Genomic DNA, 25,665 nt, shown 5'->3' with positions numbered 1-25,665 from the left:
CCATTGCGAATGGGATATTCAAAGATTATGAATATCAAATGAGAGATGGTGGATAGGTATATTTTCTATTCATTATCGGTTATAATATCAATGGACAAAAGGAGTTGTTTGAATGGCAAAAGTTATAAAAATTGAAGGTGGACATCGATTAAACGGCAAGGTAAGAATTAGTGGAGCAAAAAATGCTACTGTAGCATTGATTCCTGCAGCCATTCTCGCATCTGATAGTGAAGTTAATATTTATGGCGTTCCTAATATTTCGGACGTTGAATCTTTATCAGTATTATTAAGAGAACTTAATGTAAATGTATCCTCACCAACCCCTGATCACTTCCAAATTGATACTACAGGTATGAAAAATGTGGATTTAGATCATGAAGCAGTTACAAAATTACGTGCGTCTTATTATTTTATGGGTGCACTTTTAGGAAAATATCGTTATGTGAAAATGCAAATGCCGGGAGGATGTTATTTAGGACCCCGACCTTTTGATTTACACTTAAAAGGATTTGAAGCATTGGGTGCTTCAATTGAGTATAAACATGGTTTTTATGAAATTTCGGCAGAGCGACTTATTGGTGCGAAAATCTATCTTGATTTTCAATCTGTAGGAGCAACAATCAATATTATGCTTGCAGCAGTTTTAGCTGAAGGTAAAACGATTATTGAAAATGCTGCGAAAGAACCAGAAATTATTGATGTCGCAAACTTCTTGAATAAGATGGGTGCGAACATTCGTGGTGCGGGTACAAACGTGATTACCATTGAAGGTGTCGAACGTTTGACTGGAAAGCCACATGAAATGATTCCAGATCGCATTGAAGCAGGAACTTATATTATTATGGCAGCAGCAGCAGCAGATGATATGACGATTGAGAATATCATTCCGCAACACTTAGATGCTTTGATCTCGAAATTAATTGAGATGGGCGTTGATATTGAAGTGGGTGTGGACTATGCTCGTATTCGCAAGTCGGAAAAACCGCTTGAAGCTATCGATATCACGACGCAAACCTATCCTGGATTCGCAACGGATCTCCAACAACCGCTTACGGCCTTGCTTACACAAACGCATGGTCATTCTACGGTTAAAGAAACGATTTATGCGGAACGTTTTAAACATTGTAATGAGTTAAATCGTATGGGAGCTAGCATTCAACTAATGCCTGCGCAGGCTTCGATAGAGGGTCCTTCAAAATTATATGGATCTAAAGTAGAAGCAACGGATTTACGTTGTGGAGCATGTCTTGTTATTGCAGGACTCATCGCAGAAGGCGTAACTGAGATTAGTGAGATCTATCATATCGATCGTGGTTATGACGATATTGATAATAAGCTTACATCTTTAGGTGGCGTTATTTGGCGTGAGGATAAAGCCTAAATTTAAATCTTAATCTTTGTGAAATCAAAACGTTTGTATACTAATTACAAACGTTTTTTTGTGAAATACGTGAATTTGTGAACGTTGTTATTTCGGTAAACGCTTACAATAGGAGCCTTAGTCATGTACATTTTTAGATATATGATACACTTGTATTACTAAAAAGGAGATGTGACCATGAAAGACTCAAGAACCGGTTATGTTCGTAAATTTGAAACAATGGGGATGGTGGACGGACCGGGAATTCGTACCATTGCATTCTTGTCAGGATGCCCATTACGTTGTTTATTTTGCCATAATCCTGATATGTGGAAAACTGATCCGGAAGATGCCATTACTGTTGATGAATTAATGGATAAACTCCGCCGATTCAAACCTTATTTTGGTGAAGATGGTGGTGTAACGTTCTGTGGTGGTGAACCGTTAAATCAACCCGAATTTTTATATGAAGCGATGAAAGCGTGTAAAGCGGAAGGAATCAGTACGTGTTTGGATACTTCTGGCTTTGGTCGTCCAGATACTTTTGATGATATCCTAAGTGTTACAGATACAATTCTCTACGATATTAAGGGATTAGAAGAAAAAAAATATCGTGAAATGACCAGTGCTCCAATTCGTGTTACACATCAATTCCTAGAAAAAGCTCAAGAACATGGTGTTGCGACATGGATTCGTGTTGTAATCGTACCGGGATTTCATGATACCTATGAATATATGGATGAACTTGCGGAATACATTGCACCGCTCAATAATATCGAGCGTATTGAGTTACTTCCATACCATACAATGGGTGTGAATAAGTATGAACTTATTGATAAGGAATATCCACTAGAGGGTGTACCACCAATGAATCGCGATGTATGTGCGGATTTACAAACTTATTTACGAGAAAAAGTTGAAACTTTACGCAAAGATTTAAAATAAAAAAAAGACCCGTTCTTGAACTGCTCCCTGTCAAGTAGACAGGTGAAATAAATAAAATATCCAAGATGATTTATCACTTTATGATGAATCATCTTTTTTATGCTACAAGTGACTGCATTTGTTTTTCTCTAATGTTTGACCAGTAAGCTTCAATCTTCTTGTTAGTTGGAATCGCGTAGACTACAGGTGTCTCTGTTCCTAGCGCTTCAGTTCGAACCATCATTGGTGTTTTGTTTTTGAAGCGTTTCTGAAGTCTCTTGTTGTTATAAAAATCAATATACACTTCAATTGCTTTCTTCAATTCGCTTCTTGTACTGAATTCATTAGGGTAGTACATTTCTGATTTGATTGTTCCCCAAAATCCTTCCATAGGACCATTATCAATACAATGTCCCACTCTAGACATACTTTGCATCACTCCTTGATCTTCTAGCTGTTTCCTAAATGCCCTACTTGTGTATTGGAATCCGCGGTCACTGTGAAATAAAGGTTTTGCCTCTGGATATCTCGCGATAGCTTTATGATAAGTATCAAACACAAGTTGATTATTGTTCCGATCACTTATTTGATACGCCACAACACTTAAATCATAAAGATCAATAATCGCACTGAGATATAGTTTCTTACTTGAACCTTTAATCTTAAATTCTGTGACGTCTGTCAGCCATTTTTCATTCGGTTTTGCGGCAAAGAAATTTCGATTTAAAATATTTTCAGCTGTGATTTCAGGAGTGCTTCGTGAATATTTTTTAGACTTTTGACGAATCACTGATTTCACCCCTAGCATCTTCATGAGTCTATGAATCCTCTTCGAGTTATATTGAACGCTATTCAACTCATTGATCCAATCCGTCATGCGTCGATAGCCTAAGATATGTCCAAATAGTTCATCATAATCAAGAATGAGATTGCAAAGCTCATGATTTTCAATTTCATTGCTTGTTTCAACACGATGCGTCCATTTATAATAACTACTTCTTGCGATTTTAAGTACCTTACACATCCACTGAATACTCCAGCCATGTTTATGATGTAGTTCCTGCACTGCGAGATACTTTACTTCTTGTTTTGCTTTGGAGAATATCGCCCCCTTTCGATTTCCTTCACTTTTTTTAATAGAATGTTCTCGCGTTCTTTCAGTTCGAGTTGTCTTTCAAGTAGTTTTACTTTACGTTCTAAACGTTCTTCATTACTAAGTTGATCTTCTTGTTTTCGCTTGCCACGTTTATCAAGAAGACCATCATCTCCCAATTCGTTATACTTTTTCACCCACTGATAAACCTGAGCATAAGAAAGTTCATAGCGCTCAGCAGTCCCCTTATAATCGTAGTCATGTTCAATACAATATGCGACAATTTCCTGACGCTCCTCAATTGTTGTTTTTCTACCTTTTGTCATATAGACTTCTCCTTTAGGATCGTAATCCTTTATAGTTTCAAGTCTATTATACTTTTTTATCCATCCGCGCAAAACCTCATGGGAACTTATACCATATTTAATACTAATATCTTTAAGAGAACCTGCGCCTTCAAGATAATCCCTAATTGCGGATTCCTTGAGCTCTTTCGAATAACTTTTGTTTCGATCTTTATCTGAAAAAACTTCAATACCATAAGTTTGATACTTTTTCACCCAACTACGTAATGTACTAGAATCAATAGATAATTCTTCAGCTATTTCTGGTGCACCTTTTATGCCATTCAAATATTCATTAATTGCTTGTTCTTTTATTTCGGCTGGATATTTATTCTTTCTCCCCATAGAAAAAGCTCCTCCTTTTTTGTAGTGCCCGATTTTATTTATTTCGGGTGTCTACTTTAAGGGGAGCTTATCATCTCATGAACCGGTCTTTTTTTTATTTTACTACCAGAGTATTGCTTAGTCCGTTTGATTCATAGGTGATTGCGAATCCATCTGTTCCATGTTTGAAATGATGTTGGAGGGTTCCAAGTGTACTTTGTTTCTGACTGTCATGCGGGTTAGAATAAGAATTACTCATGCCATTCATTGTGACAGAATAAGATCCGGATGATCCATGTGGGAATTCTGTATAAGCAGCCATAGCGTCGGATTCAATCTTTAAATTTCCAATAATTGATGTAACGTAAGCAGAAGTATTCAATCCATTTAGTTTAATGGTGCCTGCACCGTCATTAACCGTTAATTTCGCATTCATACTATCAACTTCAAAATCAGCAATAAGTTTGTTTGCGGTAATGTTTGTGTTCATACCATCAATTGTATAAGAACGCACGGTATCGTCACCAAGACCTTCTAGTTGAATATTCGATTTAATGGTCTCGATATACATATTACCTTTGTAGGAAGCTGGAATCTCAATTTCAAGGGAATCAAAATTAGAAATATCACATTTTCCAAAGGTGCATGTGTTTGGGATTGTCGCAACTGTAAGCGTTTTGTTGTTTATCTCACTACGATATTGCTCAAGGTTTCCAAATCCTTTGACCGTAAATTCGGGTTGTTGGACATATTTGATAGTCAAAGTATTAATTTGTCCGGTTTCAATTTTGATATCATTGATCGCTTCGTTGAAGACGTGTTTAACTTCTTTAAAACTACTTTGGTTTGTTCCGGAAGTGCTGTCGTTTAAGACGTTTTTTAAAGGGATTCCAATGGCAAAGCTTAGACATAATAAGCCGCTGATCACGAGGACAATGGGTATCCAAATTTTTCGAATGTTTTTCATCTATGCTCTTCCTCCTAAATTCGATTTAAAGAAATTTTTGACACAATAATTGAGACCGCTGAAACCGTATAGTGTAAGCCAAGTCATACCGATACCGAGAAGGAATAATCCAAGCGATGTCAGAGCGAGAAGACCAAATGTTGGGATCGTCACCATAGGAAGCACACCTCCAAATAATAAGGGAATCGAACAGATTGTAAGTACTATACCAGATATAAAGAGGGCAAATAGAGTAGCATAACCCGCTAATACTGGCCCAATAAGAATTATTACGATAAGTATTTTTAGAAGTATCGTCGTTAAAGACATAGATGAAGCGTTCTTAGTTTCATAATCGTGTGGTTCTTCGTATATTCTACCGCCTGTGTATTGGCGAGCCATTTCGATTGGATCCCCGAGTGTTCTTGAAATATCTACCGCTTCTTTACCTTCAGCAAGTCCAAATTCAAAGTGTTCATGAACATCTTGAATAATATCGTCAATTTCATTTTGTGGTAAAATCTGTAGATTTTTTCTGAGTATGTATAGGTATTCGTTTTTAGTCATGGTTTTCTCCTCCCAATAATTCATTTACATGGCCGGTAAATACGTACCATTCATCGATGCGCGCTTTTGTATAAGTTTTTCCGCGATCGGTTAATTCATAATATTTTCGTGATGGACCTTGAGATGATTCCACGAGTTTTGTGGAAACATAACCGTCATCTTTAAGTCGTTTTAAAAGTGGATAGATTGTACCCTCAGTAATTTCGATGGTTTCTGAAATTTTACTGATTAATTCATAGCCATAATATTCTTTTTGAGATAGGAGAGATAGAACACAAAGTTCTAAGACACCTTTTTTAAATTGAGTATTCATAAGCTCACCTCGTTAATACAATATATCACACAGTACCTTCTTATACAAGGTAGTGTTTTGTAATTTATTTCTCACTTGTATTTAATTGGTGAATTTAGAGATATACCGTTGGTGTTTAAGGTATAATAAAGTTAGTTTAGGAAGTATGAAAGGAAATTCAATGGAAAAGACCGAGTATGAAATATTATTAGATGCTTGTATTTTGGCGGGTAAACTTATGATGGAAAACGGTGCGGAAATGCACCGTGTTGAAGATACGATGAACCGCATTCTAGAATCAAAGCAGGGCGAAGGTGCTGGTGTTAGTTTTGTACTACCTACTGGTATTTTTGTAACGACATCAGATGGTGAACAAATTAAGATGAAGCGTATCCAAAAGCGTCGCAGTAATTTAGCAAAGCTGGCAGATGTAAATCAGTTATCACGGCTCTTTAGTGCAAATCAAATTGATGTTTATGAACTCTACTCAAGTCTTAGAGAGATAAATAGTGACGCTATGCAATACCCTGTATGGATGAAATATGTTGCTGCCGCATTTGTGAGTGCGTTTATGATGTTGATTTTTGAAGGGTCTCTGTTTGATTTCCCGATTACAATGCTTCTGGGTACAATCGGCTTTGGAATTCATTATTATGCTTCCAAGAAGCTAAACGTTAAGTTTATTGCGGAATTTATTGCTTCTTTTAGTATCGGTATTTTGACAATATGTCTACAGAGAAAAGGATTTATTGTTGATTTTGAGACGGTTATTATTGGAAGTATTATGTTGATGGTTCCAGGAATTCCAATTATGAATTCGATTCGGGATTTTCTCGTAGGAAATACTATCTCGGGAACCGTATTTATGGTTGAGGCATTATTTATTGCGATTATGATAGGGTCGGGAATTATGGCGTCGCTTCAAGTAATGTCGGGGGTGTTATTATGATGACGGTTGTTATTCAACTCGTGAGTGCTTTTGCCGCTGCACTTGGTTTTGGAATTATTATTGATGTTCCGAAACGTGCTTTATTATGTTGTGGAATCACAGGTATGATGGGTTGGATTGTGAATTGGAGTCTGATTCAAAAAGGGTTTGATACCACATTAGCGATCTTTATTGGTGCTGCAACGGTTTCGATGCTATCGATGCAATTTGCTAAGTATTTAAAAATGCCAACAACTGTTTTTAATATTCCAGCAATTTTTACGCTCGTGCCAGGGATTATGGCCTATCAAACAGTGAAAGCATTTATTGGAGCAGATTATATCTTAGGCATTGAGTTACTTGTTCGAACATTTACCTTGTCCGTAACAATTGCCATTGCGATTGTTATGACGGAAGTAATCTATCGGCTTATAGTTCGGATAATTCAACGTAATTTTTGTAGTTAGTCAAAGATTAAAACAAAAGGGGGAATTATGATGAGTAAACGTATATTAGATTGTAATGCTAGTGATTTTCGTTCGATGGATGGGAAAACACTTAAAACAGCGATCAAGGCTGCAGAGGGGCGTACGATTTGTTCTGAAAACGTTGTTTTTGGATCCGTACAAGGTGGCATCACGAATGCGGAGGTCGCCAAGGCTTTTGGAGCAGACTTAATTCTTCTTAATGGATTTGATACACTGAATCCATTTATCGCCGGGCTTGAGGCCTGTGAACCGAAAAAAATCATTCAAAAACTGAAGGAGTTAGTGGGACGGCCAATTGGAGTAAATTTAGAACCGGTAGATTTCAATGCGGAAATGTTAGAAGCGCAAGGTGTTATTGCAGAAGGTCGCATGTGCTCTGAAAAGACACTCAAAGAAGCTGCGAATCTTGGTTTTGATTTTATCTGCCTTACAGGAAATCCTGGAACTGGTGTGACCAATCATGAAATTGCGAAAGCAATTCGAAGTGCTCGTAAACATTTTGGCGGATTAATCATCGCAGGAAAAATGCATGGTGCCGGTGTTGATGAATCTGTTGTTCCCGATCCAGAAACAATTAAGGATTTTTGTGATGCGGGAGCAGATGTAATTTTAATGCCTGCAGTTGGAACTGTACCTGGTTTTACAGACGAAGAACTTATTCGTGCAATCAAGGTCGTACATCAACATCAAGCACTTGTCCTCACTGCAATCGGAACAAGTCAAGAAGGTTCAAGTAAGGCTGTGATTGAGAATATCGCAATTCGTAACAAAATTGCGGGTGCAGATATTCAGCATATTGGTGATGCCGGATATGGAGGTCTTGCTCTTGTGGAAAACATTTTTGCACTCTCAGTAGCAATCCGTGGAATCCGCCACACCACAACAATAATGTCCCGATCAATTAACCGTTAATACAAATAATATAAAAATGATATCCATTTTATCTGAATTCGTTTATCATTAAGTATAAATTCATTTTTCAGTTAGGATGGTGTACATGAAGAAAAAACTCGGGTTATTCAGTATCGTGCTATTAGGAATAAACGCTATTATCGGTTCAGGTATTTTTCTCTTACCCAATAAAGCGATGGCACTTATGGGAACAGCAAGCTTAGCTGTGTTTATATTTAATATGTTTGTTGTGATGAGTATTGGATTGTGTTTTGCGGAAGCTGCAACGTATTTCAATAAAAATGGTGGTCCCTATGTATATGCGAAAGAAGCTTTTGGGGATTTCATTGGATTTGAGGTTGGTTTTATTAAGTGGGCGATTTGCATCATTGCTTGGGCAACAATGGCAGTTGCGTTTGCGACAGCACTTGGGCAAATTGTTCCTGCTGCTCAAGACCCAATGATTCAAAACATTGTGGTTGTGTGTATTCTTGTTGGACTTGGTATTGTGAATATCATAGGGGTTAATATTTCAAAAATCCTCAATAATGTGGTGACGGTTTCAAAACTGGTACCAATGATTATTTTTATTGCTGTTGGTATCTTTTTTATTAAGCCAAGTAATTACAGTCCGGTATTTATTGAAACAACAGGTAACTTTGGGAAAACAGCACTGCTAATGTTTTATGCTTTTACCGGATTTGAGAATCTTTCAGTGGCTGCAGAAGATATGGAAAATCCGCAAAAGGATTTACCGAAGGCGACTGTGATTGTTATGATTACTGTTTCTCTCTTCTATTTTTTCATACAGTTCGTTTCGATAGGGATTTTAGGTCCTGAACTCGCTCATATACCTGCACCAATTCAAACGGCTATGGGTATGATACTTGGGCCTTTTGGAGCATCTCTTGTTGCGGCGGGGACTCTTGTTTCAATTGGTGGTATCAATATTGCGAATTCATTTGTGACACCACGATGTGGCGTTGCGCTGGCAGATGATGGCTTACTTCCTTCGTTTATTGGTAAACGGAGTAAACGTGATACACCAACGTATGCGATCTTAATTTCAGTGGCAATTGCGATTCCTATTGCATTATCTGGAAGTTTCGCCACACTCGCTGCAATTAGTGTTGTTTCTCGTTTTGCACAATACATTCCGACATGTCTTTCGGTATTGGTATTCCGCAAAAGAAATCAACCTACTGAGTTTGATTTTAAAATGCCGTTTGGACCGGTAATTCCGATTTTCGCAATTAGCGTTAGCTTTGGGATGCTGTCACAAGCAACCATGGAGCAACTTCTCTGGGGACTTGCTGGGCTGCTTATTGCAGTTCCATTCTACTTTATAATGAAAAAAAATCGTCAAGATCAAATCAAGGTTTGATCACACCAATCGAGAGGATGGAGTCAAAATGAAAAGAATAAAAGATCATCTATCATTATTTACACCGATTTATGTCATCATTATGATTGGCTTAGGTTGGCTTATTTGTTCCAGTACAGGGGACTTCTTTTTCATCACAACCTACCTTCTCTACATAGCTATTATCATGTCTGGAATGGGCGTGATTAAATATGACCGTCATCACATACCAGACATGGAAACGGATATCCTAAGAAAAGAAGTTTATTTTTGGGGTGCATTTCTACTATGTTTACTTGGAGTAAGTGTTGTTTCCTTATTTGCTCACATTATTGAACCTGCCTATGTGCTGGTTTTATTGCTTCTTTTTGGTGTAGGATGTATCGACTTTAGGTTCAAATACAAAGAATTAAAGAAGAGGACAATACTAAGCTAAGGTGAAGTGTCCAAAAAATACCGTTTTGAATATTAACGGTATTTTTTTATTAACTGAAATATAACAACACGGTAAACACAAAATGTCCTCACATGTCACGGAAATGATTATTGGATATGGGTTGTGTAAGCAATTTATAAAGCATACAATAATCATAAAGGCGGTGATACAGAAATGATTACGTATAAACAAGACGAAGATCTTGAATTAAACGATGTATTAAAACTGTACAATGATACAGGTTGGTATGCATATACAAATAACCCTGAAAAACTTATGCGTGCCATAAAAAACTCAATGATTACACTTACGGCTTGGAAGGGAAACAAACTCGTTGGACTAATTCGCGCTGTTGGTGATCAAGAAACGATTCTTTATATTCAAGATTTACTGATTCTTAGTGATTGTCAACGTCAAGGAATCGGAAAAACATTGTTGCTTACACTTTTATCGCTGTATCCCGATGTTAGACAGACTGTATTAATTACGGATAACAATCCAAAGTTAATTGCTTTCTATAAAAGTATTCCGATGAAACTCATAGAGGATGCACAAGGGAAATGCTTCGTAAAATATCGAAAGGAGATATAATGAAAGATCAAGGTTATGGTGTTGGATTTGGATTACTCATCGGTACGGCATTTGGTGTTCTTATCAGCCTTTTGCTTAATATACCCATGATTTATACAATGGTAGCAGGCCCAGGTTTAGGGCTTATGTTAGGGATTATCATCGAAAATATTATTAATTCACAAAAAAGTTAAATCTGCACATAATTCATATTAATGTGTAAATAAGGCTTAATAAGACGTTAAAAAAAGTATTCATCTTAGTTTAGAAAAAACACATAATTTTAGGCGTGAAAATTTCATGCAAAGCATAAGCGTTTTTTATTGCGCTTTACTATTGGATATGCTATTATAACTTAGCACTTATCTAAAGTGAAAAAACTTTAGGCGGAAGGAGACATGTACATATGAAAAAAGGAATTCATCCAGAATACCACCAAACAAAAATTGTTTGTTCATCTTGTAATACTGAAATTGAAGTTGGTTCAACAGCAACAGATCTACGTGTAGATACTTGCTCAAACTGCCATCCTTTCTATACAGGAAAACAACGTTTTGCTAATGCAGCTGGACGTATTGACAAGTTCAATAAGAAATATGGTATAAAATAAGGTTCAACCTTATAAACAATGAAAAGAGTGTTGGCGACAACGCTCTTTTTTATGAGTAAATTATGAAATGTAGAAATATAGTGTTATTTTTAGGACTTTGTGTATAAATTTTGTTAAAATACGATAGAATAATAATGATGAGGTGAAAGAATATGATGTATCATCAATATCAAGAGGGTTATATCGAAGTCATTACCGGGTGTATGTTTGCTGGGAAGACTGAAGAGTTAATTCGTCGTATTAATGTTTTAAAATTTGCACATAAAAACATTATTGTTTTTAAGCCAGCTGTGGATAATCGCTACAGTGACAGTAAGGTCGTTTCGCATGCGGGAACTAGCGTGCAAAGTGTTGTAGTTGATAAGGCGACAGACATCTTAAAATACGTTACTAAAGAAACGGATGTTGTTGCGATTGATGAAGTTCAATTCTTTGATGAGGAAATTGTTAAGGTGTGTGACCATCTTGCCTTAGAAGGTAAACGAGTAATGGTAGCAGGTCTTGACATGGATTTTCGTGGTGAACCTTTTGGCGTAATTCCTAAATTAATGACTACTGCAGAGTTTGTCACAAAACTTACAGCGGTTTGTACTGAATGTGGTGCACCTGCGACACGTACTCAACGCTTAGTAAATGGAAAACCGGCATCCTATCATGATCCAGTTGTTATGATTGGAGCGAGTGAATCGTATGAAGCACGATGCCGTCATGACCATATCGTTTTGGATAAACCTCAAATTAATGGAAATAGCGAAGGTGATAAATAATGATGGAAAAAACAATGAGAGACCGTCTTGAAAAGATTCAAGCACGTGATGAAGACATCACAGAAATGATGATGTCTTCAGAAGTGTTGTCTGATCGTAAAATGATGGCAAAATTAGGTAAAGAACAATCGTCTATGCAGCAAGTCTTGCATGCATACCGACAATTCTTAGAGGCAGAAGACTTTTTTACGCAAGCTCAAGAAATGCTTGCTGTCGATGAGCCTGAGTTGCAAGAGCTTGCAGCAATGGAATCTGCAGAATATTCTGAAAAAATGGTAAAAATTATCGAAGAACTCGAAGTTCTGTTGGTTCCTAAAGATCCATCAGATTCGTTTGATGCAATTGTGGAAATTCGTGGAGCAGCGGGTGGCGATGAAGGAAATATCTTCGCAGGTGACTTATACCGTATGTACACCCGATATGCAGAAAGTCTAGGATACAAATATGAATTAATTGAAGCAATGGATGCTGAAGCGGGTGGATATTCTTTAATTTCATTCGTAGTTAAAGGTGCGGAACCATTCCGTCACTTTAAATTTGAATCAGGAGCACATCGTGTTCAACGTGTGCCAAAAACAGAAACACAAGGTCGAATTCATACTTCAACCGCAACAGTTCTCGTTCTAGCGGATGTTGAGGATGAAGAAATTGACATCGATCCAAATGATCTTGAGATTGACACAATGCGATCATCAGGCGCTGGGGGACAACATGTTAATAAAACAGACTCAGCTGTTCGTATTGTTCACAAACCTACAGGGATCGCAGTGAAGTGTCAAGATGGACGTTCACAACACGATAATAAAGATAAAGCAATGCGTCTTGTTCGTGCTCGTGTTTATGAAGAACATCAACGTCGTATTCAAGAAGAACGTCATGGCGAACGCCAATCTAAAGTTGGTACCGGTGCGCGTTCTGAAAAAATACGTACATACAACTATCCACAAAACCGTGTGAGTGATCACCGTATTGGATTAACATTACAAAAATTAGACATTATTATGGAAGGTAAGTTGGATGAAATTGTGAATGCTCTGCTTGAGCAAGAACAAAAAGAAATCCTTGAACAAGGTGCTTAATGACTTATAAAGATTTAGTTAATGAGGGAACAGAGATTCTCGACAAAGCAAATATCTATACGGGCTTCGCTCGTGTTTTAATGCTTGAACTCTTACGCGATAAAGATTTAGATATGTTTGCTATTTATAATGAAGAGGTTGAGGCTGTTTTCACTAACGAATATCGAAATAAGATTAATCAATTAACTACAGATGAACCTTTAGGGTATGTCTTAGGGTATGAGTGGTTTTATGGCTATAAGTTGTTCGTGAATGAGGGCGTACTGATTCCTCGTTCCGAAACAGAAGAACTTGTGGGTCATCTTTTATCCGATATTGATGCACATTTTGATACACCCGTAATTGCGGATGTCGCATGTGGAAGTGGTGCTATTGGCATTGCTTTAGCAAAAGAATTAGACTTAAAAGTTTATGCTTCCGATATTAGTGAAGAAGCATTGGAAGTAGCACGCCGTAATGCGGATTACAACCAAGCAAATATGGAGTTTATGCAGGGAGATATGTTAGAACCTCTAATTGAGAAAAATATTAAGCTTGATGTTCTAGCATGTAATCCACCATATATTAAAAATACAGAACATATTCAAACTTCGGTGTTGAACAACGAACCTCATGTTGCCTTATTTGGTGGTGAGGACGGTTTGTTTTTCTATCGTAAAGTATTTGAGAAGGCACATCTTGTTTTAAATGATAAGGCAGTGATGGCTTTTGAGATTGGTTTTGATATTGGGGAAGCAGTTGTTTCGTTAGCTCAAGAATTTTTTGGTGACGCTAAGATTGTGCTTCGTCAAGACATCAATGGCCTTGATCGTATGGTCTTTGTCTACAAAGGTATTAATCTCGAAGATTAGTATCTTTTTTTTGGGTATGTGTGTGATAAAATAGACGTAGAGAGTAGAGGAAACGAAATGGATACAAAACGATTTAATAAAAATCAAAGTGATGACATTGCGCAAATGATTCAAGAGGGTGGGCTTGTCGCAATTATGACGGATACGGTGTACGGATTGGCTGCAAGTAGTGCGGAAGGTTCGTTGTATCAAAAGCTAAAGGATGCGAAAGAACGTCCTGAGAATAAACCGTTCCCATTAATGGTTGGTTCCCTTGATCAAATTGAGAGTGTTGCGGATTTAACAGACCGTGATCGTCATCTCATGAAAACCTTTATGCCAGGTGCGGTTACATTTATCTTTAACATTAAAGATGGAGTGTTTCCTTTCTTAGGCGATCAACGTACGATTGGTATTCGTATGGCTGATGACATATGGGTTCAAGACATTATTAACAAAGTAGGATATCCAATTTGGCTTCCATCCGCAAATCGTTCAGGGTTTGATACAGCAATTTCATCGGACATGGTCATTGATCAGCTTGATGGTCGTATTGAAGGTGTTGTTTTAGGAGAATGTGTCGGAGGTGTTTCATCCAGTGTGTTTGATATTACAGGAGATGAAATTAAATGTTTACGACAAGGTGTTATTACTTTAGAAGAAATTAACAAGGAGGTAGGATTATGAAAATCGCTATAGCAGCGGACCACGGAGGGTTTGAAACAAAAGAGGGACTCCGTTTAGTATTAGAGGAAATGGGTCATGAGGTAAAGGATTTTGGGGTATATTCTGAGGAATCACAAGATTATCCTGACTTTGCTTACCCTGCAGCGAAAGCTGTAGCAGAAGGTTTATATGATCGTGGTGTAGTTGTTTGTGGAACCGGTGTGGGTGTTTCAATTGTAGCGAATAAAGTTAGAGGGATTCGCTGTGCTCTTGTAACAAGTACTGAGGTTGCGCAATTGACACGTGAACACAATGATTCAAACATGCTTGCATTGGGAGGGCGTACAACGCCTTATGAAACCAATGTCGCAATTCTTAAAACGTGGATTGAGACACCATACAGCGAAGATGCGCGTCATGGTCGTCGTATTTGTAAGATATCTGATTTAGAGACCAAGGAGGGCCGTGAATGAGAGATACAAAGGTATTTGAAGCCGTTGAATTGGAAGAGCAACGACAACTTGATCATATTGAGTTAATTGCTTCAGAAAATTATGTTTCAGATCAAGTGTTGGAAGTAACTGGGAGTATTTTGACGAATAAATATGCGGAAGGATATCCTGGTAAACGTTATTATGGTGGTTGTGAATATGTTGATACTATCGAGAATTTAGCGATTGATCGCCTTAAAGAAATTTATGGCGCAGAGCACGCGAATGTTCAGCCTCACAGTGGTTCACAAGCCAATATGGCGGTTTATATGACTGTTTTGGAACATGGTGATGTTGTTTTAGGGATGGATTTAAATTCTGGAGGACATCTTACTCATGGACACCAATTAAACTTTTCAGGAATCAATTACACATTCTTTGGATATGGTGTTGATAAACATACTGAAATGATTGATTATGATTACGTTTTAAAAAGAGCGTTAGAAGTTCAACCTAAATTAATCGTAGCAGGTGCAAGTGCATATTCTCGCGAAATTGACTTCAAGCGATTTAGAGAAATTGCGGATGAAGTTGGTGCATATCTGATGGTAGATATGGCTCATATCGCAGGTCTTGTTGCGACAGGACTTCATCAAAGTCCAGTCCCTTATGCAGACTTTGTAACAACGACAACGCATAAAACACTTCGTGGACCACGAGGTGGTGCGATTCTCTGTAAAGAGAAATATGCGCGTAAGTTGGATCGTTCTGTATTCCCTGGTATGCAAGGGGGACCATTGATGCATGTGATTGCTGGTAAAGCTGTATGCTTCTATGAAGCATTACAACCAAATTTCAAAACATATCAAGAACAAGTCATCCTTAATGCGAAAACACTCGCACATGAGTTCTCAAGTTTGGGATATCGCTTGGTAAGTGGCGGAACGGATAACCACTTAATCCTTGTGGATGTGAAAAACAGTATTGGAATGACGGGCGCTCATGCAGAAAAAGTGCTGGATAAAGTGGGAATTACCATTAATAAAAATGCAATCCCATTTGATACAGAGCGACCAGCTGTTACGAGTGGAATCCGTTTAGGATCACCAGCCATGACAAGTCGTGGTTTTAAAGAGGAAGAGTTTAAGAAGATTGCTCACTGGATTCATGAAGCATTAACGCACTATGAAGACGATGAAATCTTGACACAAATTAGTAATGAAGTTAAAACATTAACACGTCAATACCCGGTGAGAGGAGAAAGAATATGATTACAGTATTAAATCACCCATTAATTACACATAAACTTACACAAATGAGAATGGAATCTACAAAGACCAAGGATTTCCGTCAAAATCTCGATGAAATAGCAGGTCTTATGGCTTATGAAATTACACGCGATCTTAAATTAGACCCAGTTACAATTAACACACCATGTGGAGAATATGACACATTCGAAATGAAACGTGATGTTGTTTTAGTTCCAATTTTACGTGCTGGTCTAGGAATGGTAGACGGAATTCAAAATTTAATTCCGACTGCTAAAGTAGGGCACGTTGGTGTTTATCGTGATGAAGAAACACTAATGCCACATGAATACTTCGCAAAATTCCCTGAAAATTTAGCTGAGTCGGAAGTCTTGGTTTTAGATCCAATGCTTGCAACAGGTGGTAGTGCTGATGCAGCGATTGAAATCGTAAAGAGACACGGGGCAAAAACAATTAAGCTTGTTTGTCTTGTTGGGGCACCTGAAGGAGTGGAGCATATTAAAAAGACACATCCAGATGTTGATATTTTCTTAGCAGCACTCGATGAAAAACTTAATGCGGATGGATACATTGTTCCAGGTCTTGGAGATGCTGGAGACCGAATTTTCGGTACAAAATAAATTCTAAACCACAGTTTTACTGTGGTTTTTTTATGTTCTGATATAATAAATACAAAAAGGAGTGAGCAGAATGATTGTTGAGGTATGTGCAGGAAGTGTTGAGGATTGCATCGCTGCTCAGACAAGTGGTGCTAATCGTATTGAATTAAACAGTGGCTTGTATTTAGGTGGTTTAACCCCAAGTGTAGGGATGCTTGTATCTGCGAAGCGACATACAACCATTCCAATTATAACGATGATTCGGCCAAGAGGTGGAGGGTTTTGTTATTCACAATTGGAAGTGGAATCGATGATTTATGATGCTGAAAGCTTAATTCAGAACGGTTCAGATGGATTGGTTTTTGGATTTCTTAATGATGATGCGTCTGTGAACACGACCCTTACACAAAAATTTGTGGATATCTGTCACGATGCGGGAATTGAAGCTGTTTTTCATCGTGCATTTGACTGTGTTTCAGATCCGATGAAGGCAATTGAAGATTTAATTGCATGTGGTGTTGATCGTGTTCTCACAAGCGGTTTAAAAGAACGGGCCAATGAGGGTATTGAATTACTGGCCGAACTTCATCAAACCTATTCTAAGGATATTGAGTTTTGTGTGGGCTCAGGCGTTAATGAATCGAATGCTTTAGAAATTGTGGAGAAAACAGGTATACATCAACTTCATAGTTCGTTTAAAGTGTGGTATTCAGATCCGACAACTAAAAATAATTCGGTGTCGTATGCTTACAGTTGCCAGGGTGATTATGATGGCGTCAGTGTGGATAAACTTAAATCATTTATAAAAACAGTTCAAAAGTGATGGAATATGATATAATTTACAAAACGGTGATGGAGTTCACCATAACTGCGACAGCTGATAACTCCTACATGAGACCACAGGGTCTTTTTGTAGGAGTTTTTTTTATGGAGGTAACATGATATATACAATTTTATTGATTCTGATTCTAGGACAAATTTCGAAGAAGTTGGGTAAGAGGATTCATGTTCCCCCATTACTTCTTTTGATTATTCTAGGTATGGTTTTAGGACCTTTTGGACTTAATTGGATTCACACAAGCATCCAAATGTTGTCGCCGGAGATTAGGGGACTTGCTTTAATTATTATTTTGCTTCGTGCAGGTTTTAATCTCGATCGTCAAAATCTTGCGCAAGTTGGTCGCCCTGCATTTTTACTTAGTTTTATTCCTGGTTTTTTTGAGGCAATAACAGTCATGTTTTTAAGTATGCATTTCTTGGGTTTTAGTTTTATTCAAGGTGGCATGTTAGGATTTATCCTAGCAGCAGTTTCACCAGCGGTAGTTGTTCCAATGATGGTTTATTTGGAAAAAAATAAACTCGGAACGGCGAAAAAAATTCCAACTTTAATACTAGCAGGTGCATCCATTGATGATGTTGTAGCGATTTCAATATTTTCTATTTTTTTAGGTCTTGCTACTACGGGAATTATGTCTCCTATTCAAATTATTTTGAAATTACCGATGATGATTGTTGCAGGATTTATTTCCGGGGTAATGCTCGGTCGTGTTTTAAGTGCCTACGGGAAAAACTCAAAGTCAACTATAATCTCGATTTTGTTGCTTTCCTATTGTCTCCAAAGCGTAGAAAAGGTTTTACCCATAGCCTCATTATTAGGTGTGATGGTGAGTGCAGCAACACTTCGAGAACGTAATCTCTCGCTATCCAATTATCTGTCAAATGCAATGGATTTACTTTGGGTTGTTGCAGAGATCTTTCTTTTTGTGCTCGTTGGTGCGCAAGTGGATTTTAATGCGGCACAATCTTCGGGTATAATCGGAGTGGTGATCGTTGTTGTCGCCCTTTTGGTACGGATGGTGGGTGTCTTCGTATCTTTAATCAACACAAACTTAACGTTCAAAGAACGTATTTTTGTCGCAATTTCATACATACCAAAAGCGACGGTTCAAGCAGCGATTGGAGGTACCCCTCTAGCGATGGGTTTACCAAATGGCGAAGTAATTCTCGCGATTTCAGTTCTTGCGATATTAATTACAACACCCCTTGGTGCAATTGGAATGACCTTGACCGCGAAGCCGCTCTTAGAGTGAACTTAAAATAAGAATATCGTAAATTTTGTTATTTTATATTATCAATGGAATTTCAGTGTGTTATTTGATATAGTAATATAGGTGAATAATTATGCATGATATCCAAAGAATTGTTTTATATTTCGTATGTTTTCTCGCAAGTGCTTATGCGCTAAGTGGGATTGATTTTCATAAAGTGATGCGAAAAGGTAGTGAAACGCGTATTCAATTACTCTACATATTCTTATCTCTTGGATTAGGTTATGTTGTAGCGCAGTTTTTGATGGGATTATCATTCGCTTATTTCATGTAGAAAAGACGAGAGAATTGGAGGACAAAGAATGTTTTCAAAAGCAGTCGGAATTGACTTAGGTACCGCAAATATTTTAATTTATGTAAAAGGCGAAGGCGTCGTTTTAGACGAACCTTCAGTAGTATCCATTGATGCTGAAACTAAAAAATGTCTTGCTGTAGGACAATCAGCAAAAGATATGTTAGGACGTACACCAGGACGTGTTCTAGCAATTCGTCCATTGAAAGATGGTGTTATTGCAGATTTTGAAGTAACAGAAATGATGCTTCAATATTTTGTTAGAAAATTAAACCTTAAAGGTATGTTTTCTCGACCAACAATCTTAATTTGCTGTCCATCAAATATTACATCTGTAGAACGTAAAGCCATCAGCGATGCCGCTTATCGTGCAGGCGCTAAACGTGTTTACATCGAAGAGGAACCAAAAGTTGCTGCTGTCGGTGCAAATCTTGATATTTCAAAACCAGCGGGTTCAATGGTTCTCGATATAGGTGGAGGAACAACTGATGTTGCAATCCTTTCACTAGGAGAAATTGTAACAAGTACATCTCTAAAAGTTGCGGGTGACCGTTTAGATCATGACATTATCAAATATGTTAAAGATACTTATAAACTTTTAATTGGAGATCGTACCGCTGAAGAAATTAAAACTCACATTGGTACTGCTCGTATTGACAGTGTCAAAGATATGGAACAAACTACGATTGCAGTTAGCGGTCGAGATTTAGTTACAGGTCTTCCAAATACAATTACATTAAAAGCTGAAGAAACAGCAAATGCAATGCATGAAAGTCTACAGGACATCGTTCGTGCTTGTCGTACTGTTCTTGAACAAACACCTCCTGAATTATCAGCAGATATCGTAGGACGAGGAATCGTACTTACAGGTGGTGGTGCATTATTACATGGCCTTGATGAATTGATTTCACATGAATTAAGTATTCCAGTTTATGTTGCCGAAAACGCATTAACATGCGTAGCTGAGGGAACAGGAATCATGTTAGAAAACTTAGACTTAGTTCGATAATTACAACTAAGTGTTTTAAAAAGAGCCAATGGCTCTTTTTATTTAGGACGTCTTCATATTCGTGTGTATCTAGTTTCGGAGGCGATCTTATGATGAAACTAGAGCCGGGATGGCTGAAAAAATGTGAAACTCGATCCGCGAATCGGATTGTTGAAGAGTATTTAGAGACGTATCGAAGATATATTTATTTGTTACCACCTTACTACATTCGGAAAGAGTGCATTAGTGGGATGAATCGAATGTGTCGGCAGAAAAATTGGTCTTGCGAATCTTTAAATATGACCGTGTCTATTGGTGATATCTGTTATATGGAATTTGGTCAAGCGTTTATCAATGAAGCGGGTTATCAACATTTTGGGTTGGTTATGGGGATATTCAACTATAAAATTTTCGTTGTTCCTATGACTTCAAATTATGAAATCATTCGGCAAGCACGGAATATAAATCTTTACGGAAAGCGCCATCTCTATTACATAGGGAAAATACCAGGACTCAATAAGTCATCAGTATTGTTTTTAAATGATTGTAAGTATGTTAATTCTGCGAGAATTATTTCAATCAATGGTCATATTGATCCAAACAGTGCGATGTTTATAGAGATTCGAAATCTAATTATAAAAGAAACGTTTGATATGGAGGTAAGTAATGGTGCATAAAATGTGGATAGTAGGTGTGTCTGGAGGACCGGATTCGATGGCACTTCTCGATATCCTTTCTAAACAAAACATACCATGTGTTGCAGCGCATGTTAACTATGGTAAAAGAGAAACGAGCAAGCGCGACGAAGATATTGTTCGGAAGTACTGTGCAGTAAACCATATCCCGTTTGAATGTTCAAATTATGAGGATGATGGCGAAAACCATAATTTCCAACACCAAGCACGCGTGTTTCGTTATGCGTTTTTCAAAGAATTGGTACTTAAGTATAATGCTGAAGGTGTAGCAATTGCCCATCATTTCAACGATGATCTCGAGACCTATCTTTTCCAGAAACAACGTAAGATGGAAAGTGAACACATTGGATTGGCGCAGTTTACAGAAATCATGGGTGTAACCGTGTGGCGACCACTTTTGGATATGACTAAAGACAGGGTTGTTCAATATTGTGATGACCACCAAATTCAATATGGAATTGATGAGTCAAACTTAAGTCTTGACTACACACGCAATCAAATTCGTAATGATATTCATTGTATGGATGAAAATTCATATGAAAGTTTGGTAAAAGAAATGCTTGCTGCAAAGCAAAGTGGCGAAAAAAGGAGTAAAATGGTGAAGAGTATCGCACTTCAGCTGGATTCTAAGGTTAAAGTCGATATGTATGCATTAATACAAGATGGTATACGACCACGCGTCCTACGATTGTGGATGGCACAAAATGGTGTGGAGACACATGCGATGAGTGGTCCTTATCTTAAAGAGCTCGATACACTCATTCTTCAAGAAAAAGCGTTTATTCAGTTTGGAAACAAACGCTTAAGCTCAAGTTATGGCGAACTTGCTCTTATAGATAACACACCATTTGAATATCATTTTACTCAAATATCGTATGTTACTACAGATCGTTTTGTCTTGAGCGATTCAGGCCAAACGATTCAGGGTGTGACCCTTTCGGAATCAGATTTTCCCATTGTGATTCGAAACGCCCGTGTGGGGGATTCGATAAAGATGAGGTTTGGGACGAAGTCTTTAAACCGATTCTTTATTGATCGTAAAATACCTCGTCATGAACGCGAAATATGGCCTGTTATTGTGAATTCCTCGCAACAAATTGTGTTTGTTGTGGGAATGGGTTGTGATGAGCATCATTACTCTAACAATCCCAATCTTTTTATGTTAGAATTATAGTTATCGCAGGAGGATTATTTATAGTATGCACCAAGATGTAGAGAGTATTTTGATAAGTGAAGAAGAAATTGAAAAAAGATGTGAAGAACTCGGACAAGTTATCACTGAACATTATAAAAATGTAGAAGGTCCGCTCGTACTTGTGGCACTTTTAAAAGGATCCGTACCATTCCTTGCACGCCTCATTAAGTATATTGACCTTGATATCGAATTTGATTTCATGGATGTTTCAAGTTACGAAGGTACGGAATCATCACGCGATATTCGAATTTTAAAAGATTTGGATCGTTCAATTAAAGGCACAAATATCTTGCTTGTAGAAGATATTGTGGATACAGGAAATACCCTTAAAGCAGTTATTAAACTCTTAATGAATAAAGGGGCTAATGACGTAAAAGTGATTACATTATTAGATAAACCATCACGTCGTGAAGTTGATGTTTATGCTGACTTTATTGGGTTTGAAATCGAAAACCTATTTGTTATCGGTTTTGGTATGGACTATTATGAAAAATATAGACAACTACCATACATTGGAATTTTAAAAGATACAGTCTATAAGTAAGGAGTGAATCCCGTTGAAAAACAATAAAAAAAATAATATTATTTTGATGGTAATGACTGTGATGATGGCTCTTGTTATCATGCAGTTAGCTGCACATCAAACACAGAAAGTGTTACCCGTTAAGGAGTTCTACAATGTTGTAGAAACTAAAAAAGTAGAAAATACAATTATTAAACCAAATAATAATGTCATTGATATTACAGGTGTATATGTTGAAAATGATCGTAAGATTGGATTCTCAACACGTTTACCAAATACTCCAGAACAACTCAATGCAGTAACGAAACTACTTGCTGAAAAAGATGCAGCGATGTTGACAGCAGATCCAAATGAAAGTAATTTCTTCGTGGATTTCTTGCTCGTAATCATTCCTTACATCTTATTGGGTGGATTTATGTTCTTCCTATTCTCTAAAATGGGGAATGGAGGCAATAATAAAGCCTTTGAATTCAGTAAATCTCGTGCTAAAGTCCAAGGTGATATTAAAGTTCGCTTTAAAGATGTAGCGGGTGCTGAAGAAGAAAAAGAAGAAATGCAAGAGTTAATCGAGTACTTACGTCATCCAAAACGTTTTGAAGCAATGGGTGCGCGTATTCCTAAAGGGATGCTTCTTGTAGGTCCTCCAGGAACAGGGAAAACATTACTTGCTAAAGCAGCTGCTGGTGAGGCAGATGTACCATTCTATGCAATTTCCGGATCTGATTTTGTGGAAATGTTTGTAGGTGTTGGTGCAAGTCGTGTTCGTGATATGTTTAAAAAAGCTAAGGCAACAGCGCCTTGCATTATCTTTATTGATGAAATTGATGCTGTTGGACGCCAACGTGGTGCTGGTATGGGTGGAGGACACGACGAACGTGAACAAACACTTAACCAACTTCTTGTTGAAATGGATGGAATCGAAGAGAACTCAGGTGTTCTTGTTTTAGCGGCTACAAACCGTGACGACGTATTAGACCCTGCGTTATTAAGACCCGGCCGTTTTGACCGTACAATTACTGTTGGTTTACCTGATGTTAAAGGTCGTACAGAAATCTTACAAGTGCATGCACGCAATAAGAAAATTGCAGATGATGTTGTACTCAAACATATTGCTCGCCGTACTCCAGGGTTCTCAGGAGCTGATCTTGAAAACGTACTGAATGAGGCTGCAATTCTTTCGGTTCGTGAAAATAAAACGGAAATCACTACTGATATTATTGATGAAGCGATTGACCGCGTTATTATGGGACCTGCTAAGAAATCTAAAAAATATACTGAAAAAGAACGCTATATGGTTGCTGTTCACGAAACAGGACATGCAATTATTGGTATTAAACTCAAAAGTGCTGATAAAGTACAAAAAGTTACAATTATTCCACGTGGACAAGCAGGTGGTTATAACTTAATGACTCCTCGTGAAGAAACCTTTACACAAAGTCGTTCAGACTTAATGGGTAAAATCACAGGATACCTTGGTGGTCGTGTTGCTGAAGAAATTGTCTTTAATGAAATTTCCACAGGTGCATACTCTGATATTCAATCCGCTACCAAAATTGCACGTGCAATGGTTACTCAATATGGTATGAGTGACTTAGGACCGATTCAATACGATAGTAATGATGGAAATGTTTTCTTAGGAAGAGATATTTCCCAACCTCAAAACTATTCAGGTCAAATTGCATTTGAAATTGACAAAGAAGTTCGTCATATTATTGATCAATGTAAAGAAGATGCTCGTAAACTTATTGAGGAAAATCGTGATCTTCTTGACCGTATTGTTGAAGCACTTCTTGAATATGAAACAATTACTGCAGAGCAAATTCAAAACATTGTTGAAGGCCGTGAAGCCAACGATAATGGAGTCGTAGATGCTGAAGTAGTCAGTGAGACGGTTCAAGAACCTGACACAACAATTGATAAAGAAATTTAAGCTTAGAGGGAGCCCCAATTCGTTGGGGCTTTTTTAAGAAAAAAGGAGACAATTATGAGTGATAAAATCGTACGCGCAATGGCGCTAAATGGAAATGTTCGAATTTTTGTTGCAAAAACAACAAATCTAGTACAAAGAGCCCACGAACTTCATGGTACTTACCCAGCTGCTTCAGCCGCTTTGGGCCGTACCTTAAGTATTGGTGCGATCATGGGAACGACACTAAAAAACGATGACGAAAAACTTGTTATCGAGATTCGTGGTGATGGTGAGTTAGGTAATATTTTGGTTAATGCAGACAATAAAGGCTTTGTTCGTGGACTTGTTTCAAATCCTTATGTGCATAAAGTAAATAGTGTTGGTAAACTTGATGTCGGTGGGTCTATTGGAAAAGGTACACTTAGCGTAACGCATGATGTTTTAGATGGTATGGCATTCAGTTCTCAAGTTGAACTTCAATCAGGTGAGATCGGTGATGATTTTGCATACTACTATGCACAAAGTGAACAAATCCCATCTGCAGTTTCTGTAGGTGTTTTAGTGAACGAAGATTTATCAATTAAATCCGCAGGAGCAATCTTAATTCAAGTGCTTCCTTCAGCATCAGAAGATGATATTTCAGAAATTGAAAAAACACTTGCGAAACTGCCTCCGGTTTCAAATCTAATGGTAGATAAAGAAGCAGTCGAAGTTTGTGCTGATTTATTTCCTGATGTTCTTATTCTTGAAACAACGGATACGCAGTACTATTGTGGATGCAATAGAGAACAAATGGCGGATGTGTTACGAACTTTAAGTACTGATGAACTGAAAGAACTTATTGCGGAAGATAAAGGTGCGGTTTTAGAATGTCATTACTGTCATTCAAAATATGAATTTACGGAAGATGATTTAAATGAAATTGTTCTAGAACGTAAGAAAAACTAAATTCTATCATCTATACTTTAAAGAACACGAATACACAGAAACCATAAATTATGTTATGATACATCACGAAAAGCAATGAATTTTAATAATAATGCATAGATGGTTTCGTAAGAATTAAAAATAAATTGTTGTTATGTGTGATTTTAACGGCTGTTTCACTAAATTAGATGAATTCATTGATAGAATTTGATAAGATAGAATCAGATTATTTACATAAGAAAGAGTGATAAT

Annotated in this window: 31 protein-coding genes and 1 riboswitch; of the genes, 26 read left to right on the top strand and 5 right to left on the bottom strand. The window is 37.5% G+C overall.

Annotation, left to right across the window (positions count from 1 at the left end):
* Positions 1–112 precede the first annotated feature (112 nt).
* Together murA and pflA are read left to right on the top strand one after the other, a co-directional pair.
* Complete coding sequence (gene murA, locus NMG63_RS08760; protein ID WP_254006999.1) at positions 113–1,381, top strand: UDP-N-acetylglucosamine 1-carboxyvinyltransferase; 1,269 nt, start codon at positions 113–115, stop codon at positions 1,379–1,381.
* Positions 1,382–1,558: 177 nt separating this feature from the next.
* Positions 1,559–2,305 (top strand): pyruvate formate-lyase-activating protein, encoded by a 747-nt coding sequence (gene pflA / locus NMG63_RS08755; RefSeq protein WP_254006998.1) that lies wholly within the window; start codon positions 1,559–1,561, stop codon positions 2,303–2,305.
* Between the two features lie 97 nt (positions 2,306–2,402).
* On the opposite strand, the gene NMG63_RS08750 is transcribed toward pflA, so the two are convergent.
* The 5 genes from NMG63_RS08750 to NMG63_RS08730 all read right to left on the bottom strand — a co-directional run bounded on the left by NMG63_RS08750 (position 2,403) and on the right by NMG63_RS08730 (position 5,871).
* On the bottom strand, positions 2,403–3,389 hold the full coding sequence (locus NMG63_RS08750; RefSeq protein ID WP_254007443.1) for an IS3 family transposase: 987 nt from the start codon (positions 3,387–3,389) through the stop codon (positions 2,403–2,405).
* The gene (locus tag NMG63_RS08745) at positions 3,362–4,066 is read right to left on the bottom strand and encodes a helix-turn-helix domain-containing protein (protein WP_254006375.1); all 705 of its coding nucleotides are present in this window, start codon (positions 4,064–4,066) and stop codon (positions 3,362–3,364) included. Before NMG63_RS08745 ends, NMG63_RS08750 begins: the two co-directional genes overlap by 28 nt.
* A 94-nt stretch (positions 4,067–4,160) precedes the next feature.
* Positions 4,161–5,012, bottom strand: coding sequence for a hypothetical protein (locus tag NMG63_RS08740; RefSeq protein WP_254006997.1), 852 nt, complete (start codon positions 5,010–5,012; stop codon positions 4,161–4,163).
* Positions 5,013–5,558 carry a DUF1700 domain-containing protein gene (locus NMG63_RS08735; protein WP_254006996.1) on the bottom strand — a complete coding sequence of 182 codons (546 nt, stop codon included), beginning with the start codon at positions 5,556–5,558 and terminating at the stop codon, positions 5,013–5,015.
* A complete protein-coding gene (locus tag NMG63_RS08730) occupies positions 5,551–5,871 on the bottom strand; it encodes a PadR family transcriptional regulator (RefSeq protein WP_123170926.1) in 321 nt (106 codons plus the stop codon). The genes NMG63_RS08735 and NMG63_RS08730 overlap by 8 nt, the downstream gene beginning before the upstream one ends.
* Before the next feature lie 160 nt (positions 5,872–6,031).
* On the opposite strand from NMG63_RS08730, the gene NMG63_RS08725 reads away from it, so the two are divergent.
* The 24 genes from NMG63_RS08725 to hslO all read left to right on the top strand — a co-directional run bounded on the left by NMG63_RS08725 (position 6,032) and on the right by hslO (position 25,434).
* Positions 6,032–6,799 (top strand): threonine/serine exporter family protein, encoded by a 768-nt coding sequence (locus NMG63_RS08725; RefSeq protein WP_123172034.1) that lies wholly within the window; start codon positions 6,032–6,034, stop codon positions 6,797–6,799.
* Positions 6,796–7,245, top strand: a complete 450-nt coding sequence (locus NMG63_RS08720) for a threonine/serine exporter family protein (RefSeq protein ID WP_254006994.1) — start codon at positions 6,796–6,798, stop codon at positions 7,243–7,245. The genes NMG63_RS08725 and NMG63_RS08720 overlap by 4 nt, the downstream gene beginning before the upstream one ends.
* A 30-nt stretch (positions 7,246–7,275) precedes the next feature.
* The gene (locus tag NMG63_RS08715; protein ID WP_254006993.1) at positions 7,276–8,178 is read left to right on the top strand and encodes a DUF7916 family protein; all 903 of its coding nucleotides are present in this window, start codon (positions 7,276–7,278) and stop codon (positions 8,176–8,178) included.
* A gap of 85 nt (positions 8,179–8,263) precedes the next feature.
* Positions 8,264–9,541 (top strand): APC family permease, encoded by a 1,278-nt coding sequence (locus NMG63_RS08710; protein ID WP_254006992.1) that lies wholly within the window; start codon positions 8,264–8,266, stop codon positions 9,539–9,541.
* A 28-nt stretch (positions 9,542–9,569) separates the two neighbouring features.
* Positions 9,570–9,956, top strand: a complete 387-nt coding sequence (locus NMG63_RS08705) for a hypothetical protein (RefSeq protein ID WP_254006991.1) — start codon at positions 9,570–9,572, stop codon at positions 9,954–9,956.
* A gap of 174 nt (positions 9,957–10,130) precedes the next feature.
* Entirely contained in the window at positions 10,131–10,547 is a 417-nt protein-coding gene (locus tag NMG63_RS08700; RefSeq protein WP_254006990.1) for a GNAT family N-acetyltransferase, read from the top strand.
* Positions 10,547–10,720 carry a hypothetical protein gene (locus NMG63_RS08695; RefSeq protein ID WP_254006989.1) on the top strand — a complete coding sequence of 58 codons (174 nt, stop codon included), beginning with the start codon at positions 10,547–10,549 and terminating at the stop codon, positions 10,718–10,720. Before NMG63_RS08700 ends, NMG63_RS08695 begins: the two co-directional genes overlap by 1 nt.
* A gap of 212 nt (positions 10,721–10,932) precedes the next feature.
* Entirely contained in the window at positions 10,933–11,136 is a 204-nt protein-coding gene (rpmE, locus tag NMG63_RS08690; protein ID WP_018580309.1) for a 50S ribosomal protein L31, read from the top strand.
* 155 nt (positions 11,137–11,291) lie between these two features.
* Positions 11,292–11,903: a thymidine kinase gene (locus NMG63_RS08685; protein ID WP_034886764.1), complete on the top strand. Its 612-nt coding sequence runs from the start codon at positions 11,292–11,294 to the stop codon at positions 11,901–11,903.
* Positions 11,903–12,982 (top strand): peptide chain release factor 1, encoded by a 1,080-nt coding sequence (prfA, locus tag NMG63_RS08680; protein WP_254006988.1) that lies wholly within the window; start codon positions 11,903–11,905, stop codon positions 12,980–12,982. Before NMG63_RS08685 ends, prfA begins: the two co-directional genes overlap by 1 nt.
* The gene (prmC, locus tag NMG63_RS08675) at positions 12,982–13,833 is read left to right on the top strand and encodes a peptide chain release factor N(5)-glutamine methyltransferase (protein ID WP_254006987.1); all 852 of its coding nucleotides are present in this window, start codon (positions 12,982–12,984) and stop codon (positions 13,831–13,833) included. Before prfA ends, prmC begins: the two co-directional genes overlap by 1 nt.
* 57 nt (positions 13,834–13,890) lie before the next feature.
* Positions 13,891–14,499, top strand: coding sequence for an L-threonylcarbamoyladenylate synthase (locus tag NMG63_RS08670; protein WP_254006986.1), 609 nt, complete (start codon positions 13,891–13,893; stop codon positions 14,497–14,499).
* The gene (rpiB, locus tag NMG63_RS08665; protein ID WP_003774323.1) at positions 14,496–14,951 is read left to right on the top strand and encodes a ribose 5-phosphate isomerase B; all 456 of its coding nucleotides are present in this window, start codon (positions 14,496–14,498) and stop codon (positions 14,949–14,951) included. The genes NMG63_RS08670 and rpiB overlap by 4 nt, the downstream gene beginning before the upstream one ends.
* Positions 14,948–16,180, top strand: coding sequence for a serine hydroxymethyltransferase (gene glyA, locus NMG63_RS08660; RefSeq protein WP_254006985.1), 1,233 nt, complete (start codon positions 14,948–14,950; stop codon positions 16,178–16,180). Before rpiB ends, glyA begins: the two co-directional genes overlap by 4 nt.
* Entirely contained in the window at positions 16,177–16,797 is a 621-nt protein-coding gene (gene upp, locus NMG63_RS08655) for a uracil phosphoribosyltransferase (RefSeq protein WP_254006984.1), read from the top strand. Before glyA ends, upp begins: the two co-directional genes overlap by 4 nt.
* Positions 16,798–16,867: 70 nt before the next feature.
* Positions 16,868–17,599 (top strand): copper homeostasis protein CutC, encoded by a 732-nt coding sequence (locus NMG63_RS08650; protein ID WP_254006983.1) that lies wholly within the window; start codon positions 16,868–16,870, stop codon positions 17,597–17,599.
* A gap of 16 nt (positions 17,600–17,615) precedes the next feature.
* Positions 17,616–17,673: riboswitch (Fluoride riboswitch) on the top strand.
* A gap of 41 nt (positions 17,674–17,714) precedes the next feature.
* Positions 17,715–18,866: a cation:proton antiporter gene (locus NMG63_RS08645; RefSeq protein ID WP_254006982.1), complete on the top strand. Its 1,152-nt coding sequence runs from the start codon at positions 17,715–17,717 to the stop codon at positions 18,864–18,866.
* 91 nt (positions 18,867–18,957) lie between these two features.
* Complete coding sequence (locus tag NMG63_RS08640; protein ID WP_018580299.1) at positions 18,958–19,158, top strand: DUF1146 domain-containing protein; 201 nt, start codon at positions 18,958–18,960, stop codon at positions 19,156–19,158.
* A 28-nt stretch (positions 19,159–19,186) separates the two neighbouring features.
* Positions 19,187–20,185 (top strand): rod shape-determining protein, encoded by a 999-nt coding sequence (locus tag NMG63_RS08635; RefSeq protein ID WP_003774334.1) that lies wholly within the window; start codon positions 19,187–19,189, stop codon positions 20,183–20,185.
* Positions 20,186–20,274: 89 nt separating this feature from the next.
* Positions 20,275–20,841, top strand: coding sequence for a hypothetical protein (locus tag NMG63_RS08630; protein WP_254006981.1), 567 nt, complete (start codon positions 20,275–20,277; stop codon positions 20,839–20,841).
* Positions 20,831–22,033, top strand: coding sequence for a tRNA lysidine(34) synthetase TilS (gene tilS / locus NMG63_RS08625; protein ID WP_254006980.1), 1,203 nt, complete (start codon positions 20,831–20,833; stop codon positions 22,031–22,033). Before NMG63_RS08630 ends, tilS begins: the two co-directional genes overlap by 11 nt.
* 25 nt (positions 22,034–22,058) lie before the next feature.
* Complete coding sequence (hpt, locus tag NMG63_RS08620) at positions 22,059–22,598, top strand: hypoxanthine phosphoribosyltransferase (RefSeq protein WP_003774344.1); 540 nt, start codon at positions 22,059–22,061, stop codon at positions 22,596–22,598.
* 13 nt (positions 22,599–22,611) lie between these two features.
* Positions 22,612–24,507, top strand: a complete 1,896-nt coding sequence (gene ftsH / locus NMG63_RS08615; RefSeq protein ID WP_254006979.1) for an ATP-dependent zinc metalloprotease FtsH — start codon at positions 22,612–22,614, stop codon at positions 24,505–24,507.
* 54 nt (positions 24,508–24,561) lie between these two features.
* Positions 24,562–25,434: an Hsp33 family molecular chaperone HslO gene (hslO, locus tag NMG63_RS08610; protein WP_254006978.1), complete on the top strand. Its 873-nt coding sequence runs from the start codon at positions 24,562–24,564 to the stop codon at positions 25,432–25,434.
* The last annotated feature ends 231 nt before the right edge of the window (positions 25,435–25,665 follow it).

The organism is Erysipelothrix amsterdamensis (genome assembly GCF_940143175.1).
Lineage (GTDB): Bacteria > Bacillota_I > Bacilli_A > Erysipelotrichales > Erysipelotrichaceae > Erysipelothrix > Erysipelothrix amsterdamensis.
This window is presented reverse-complemented; position numbering and strand designations above follow the sequence as displayed.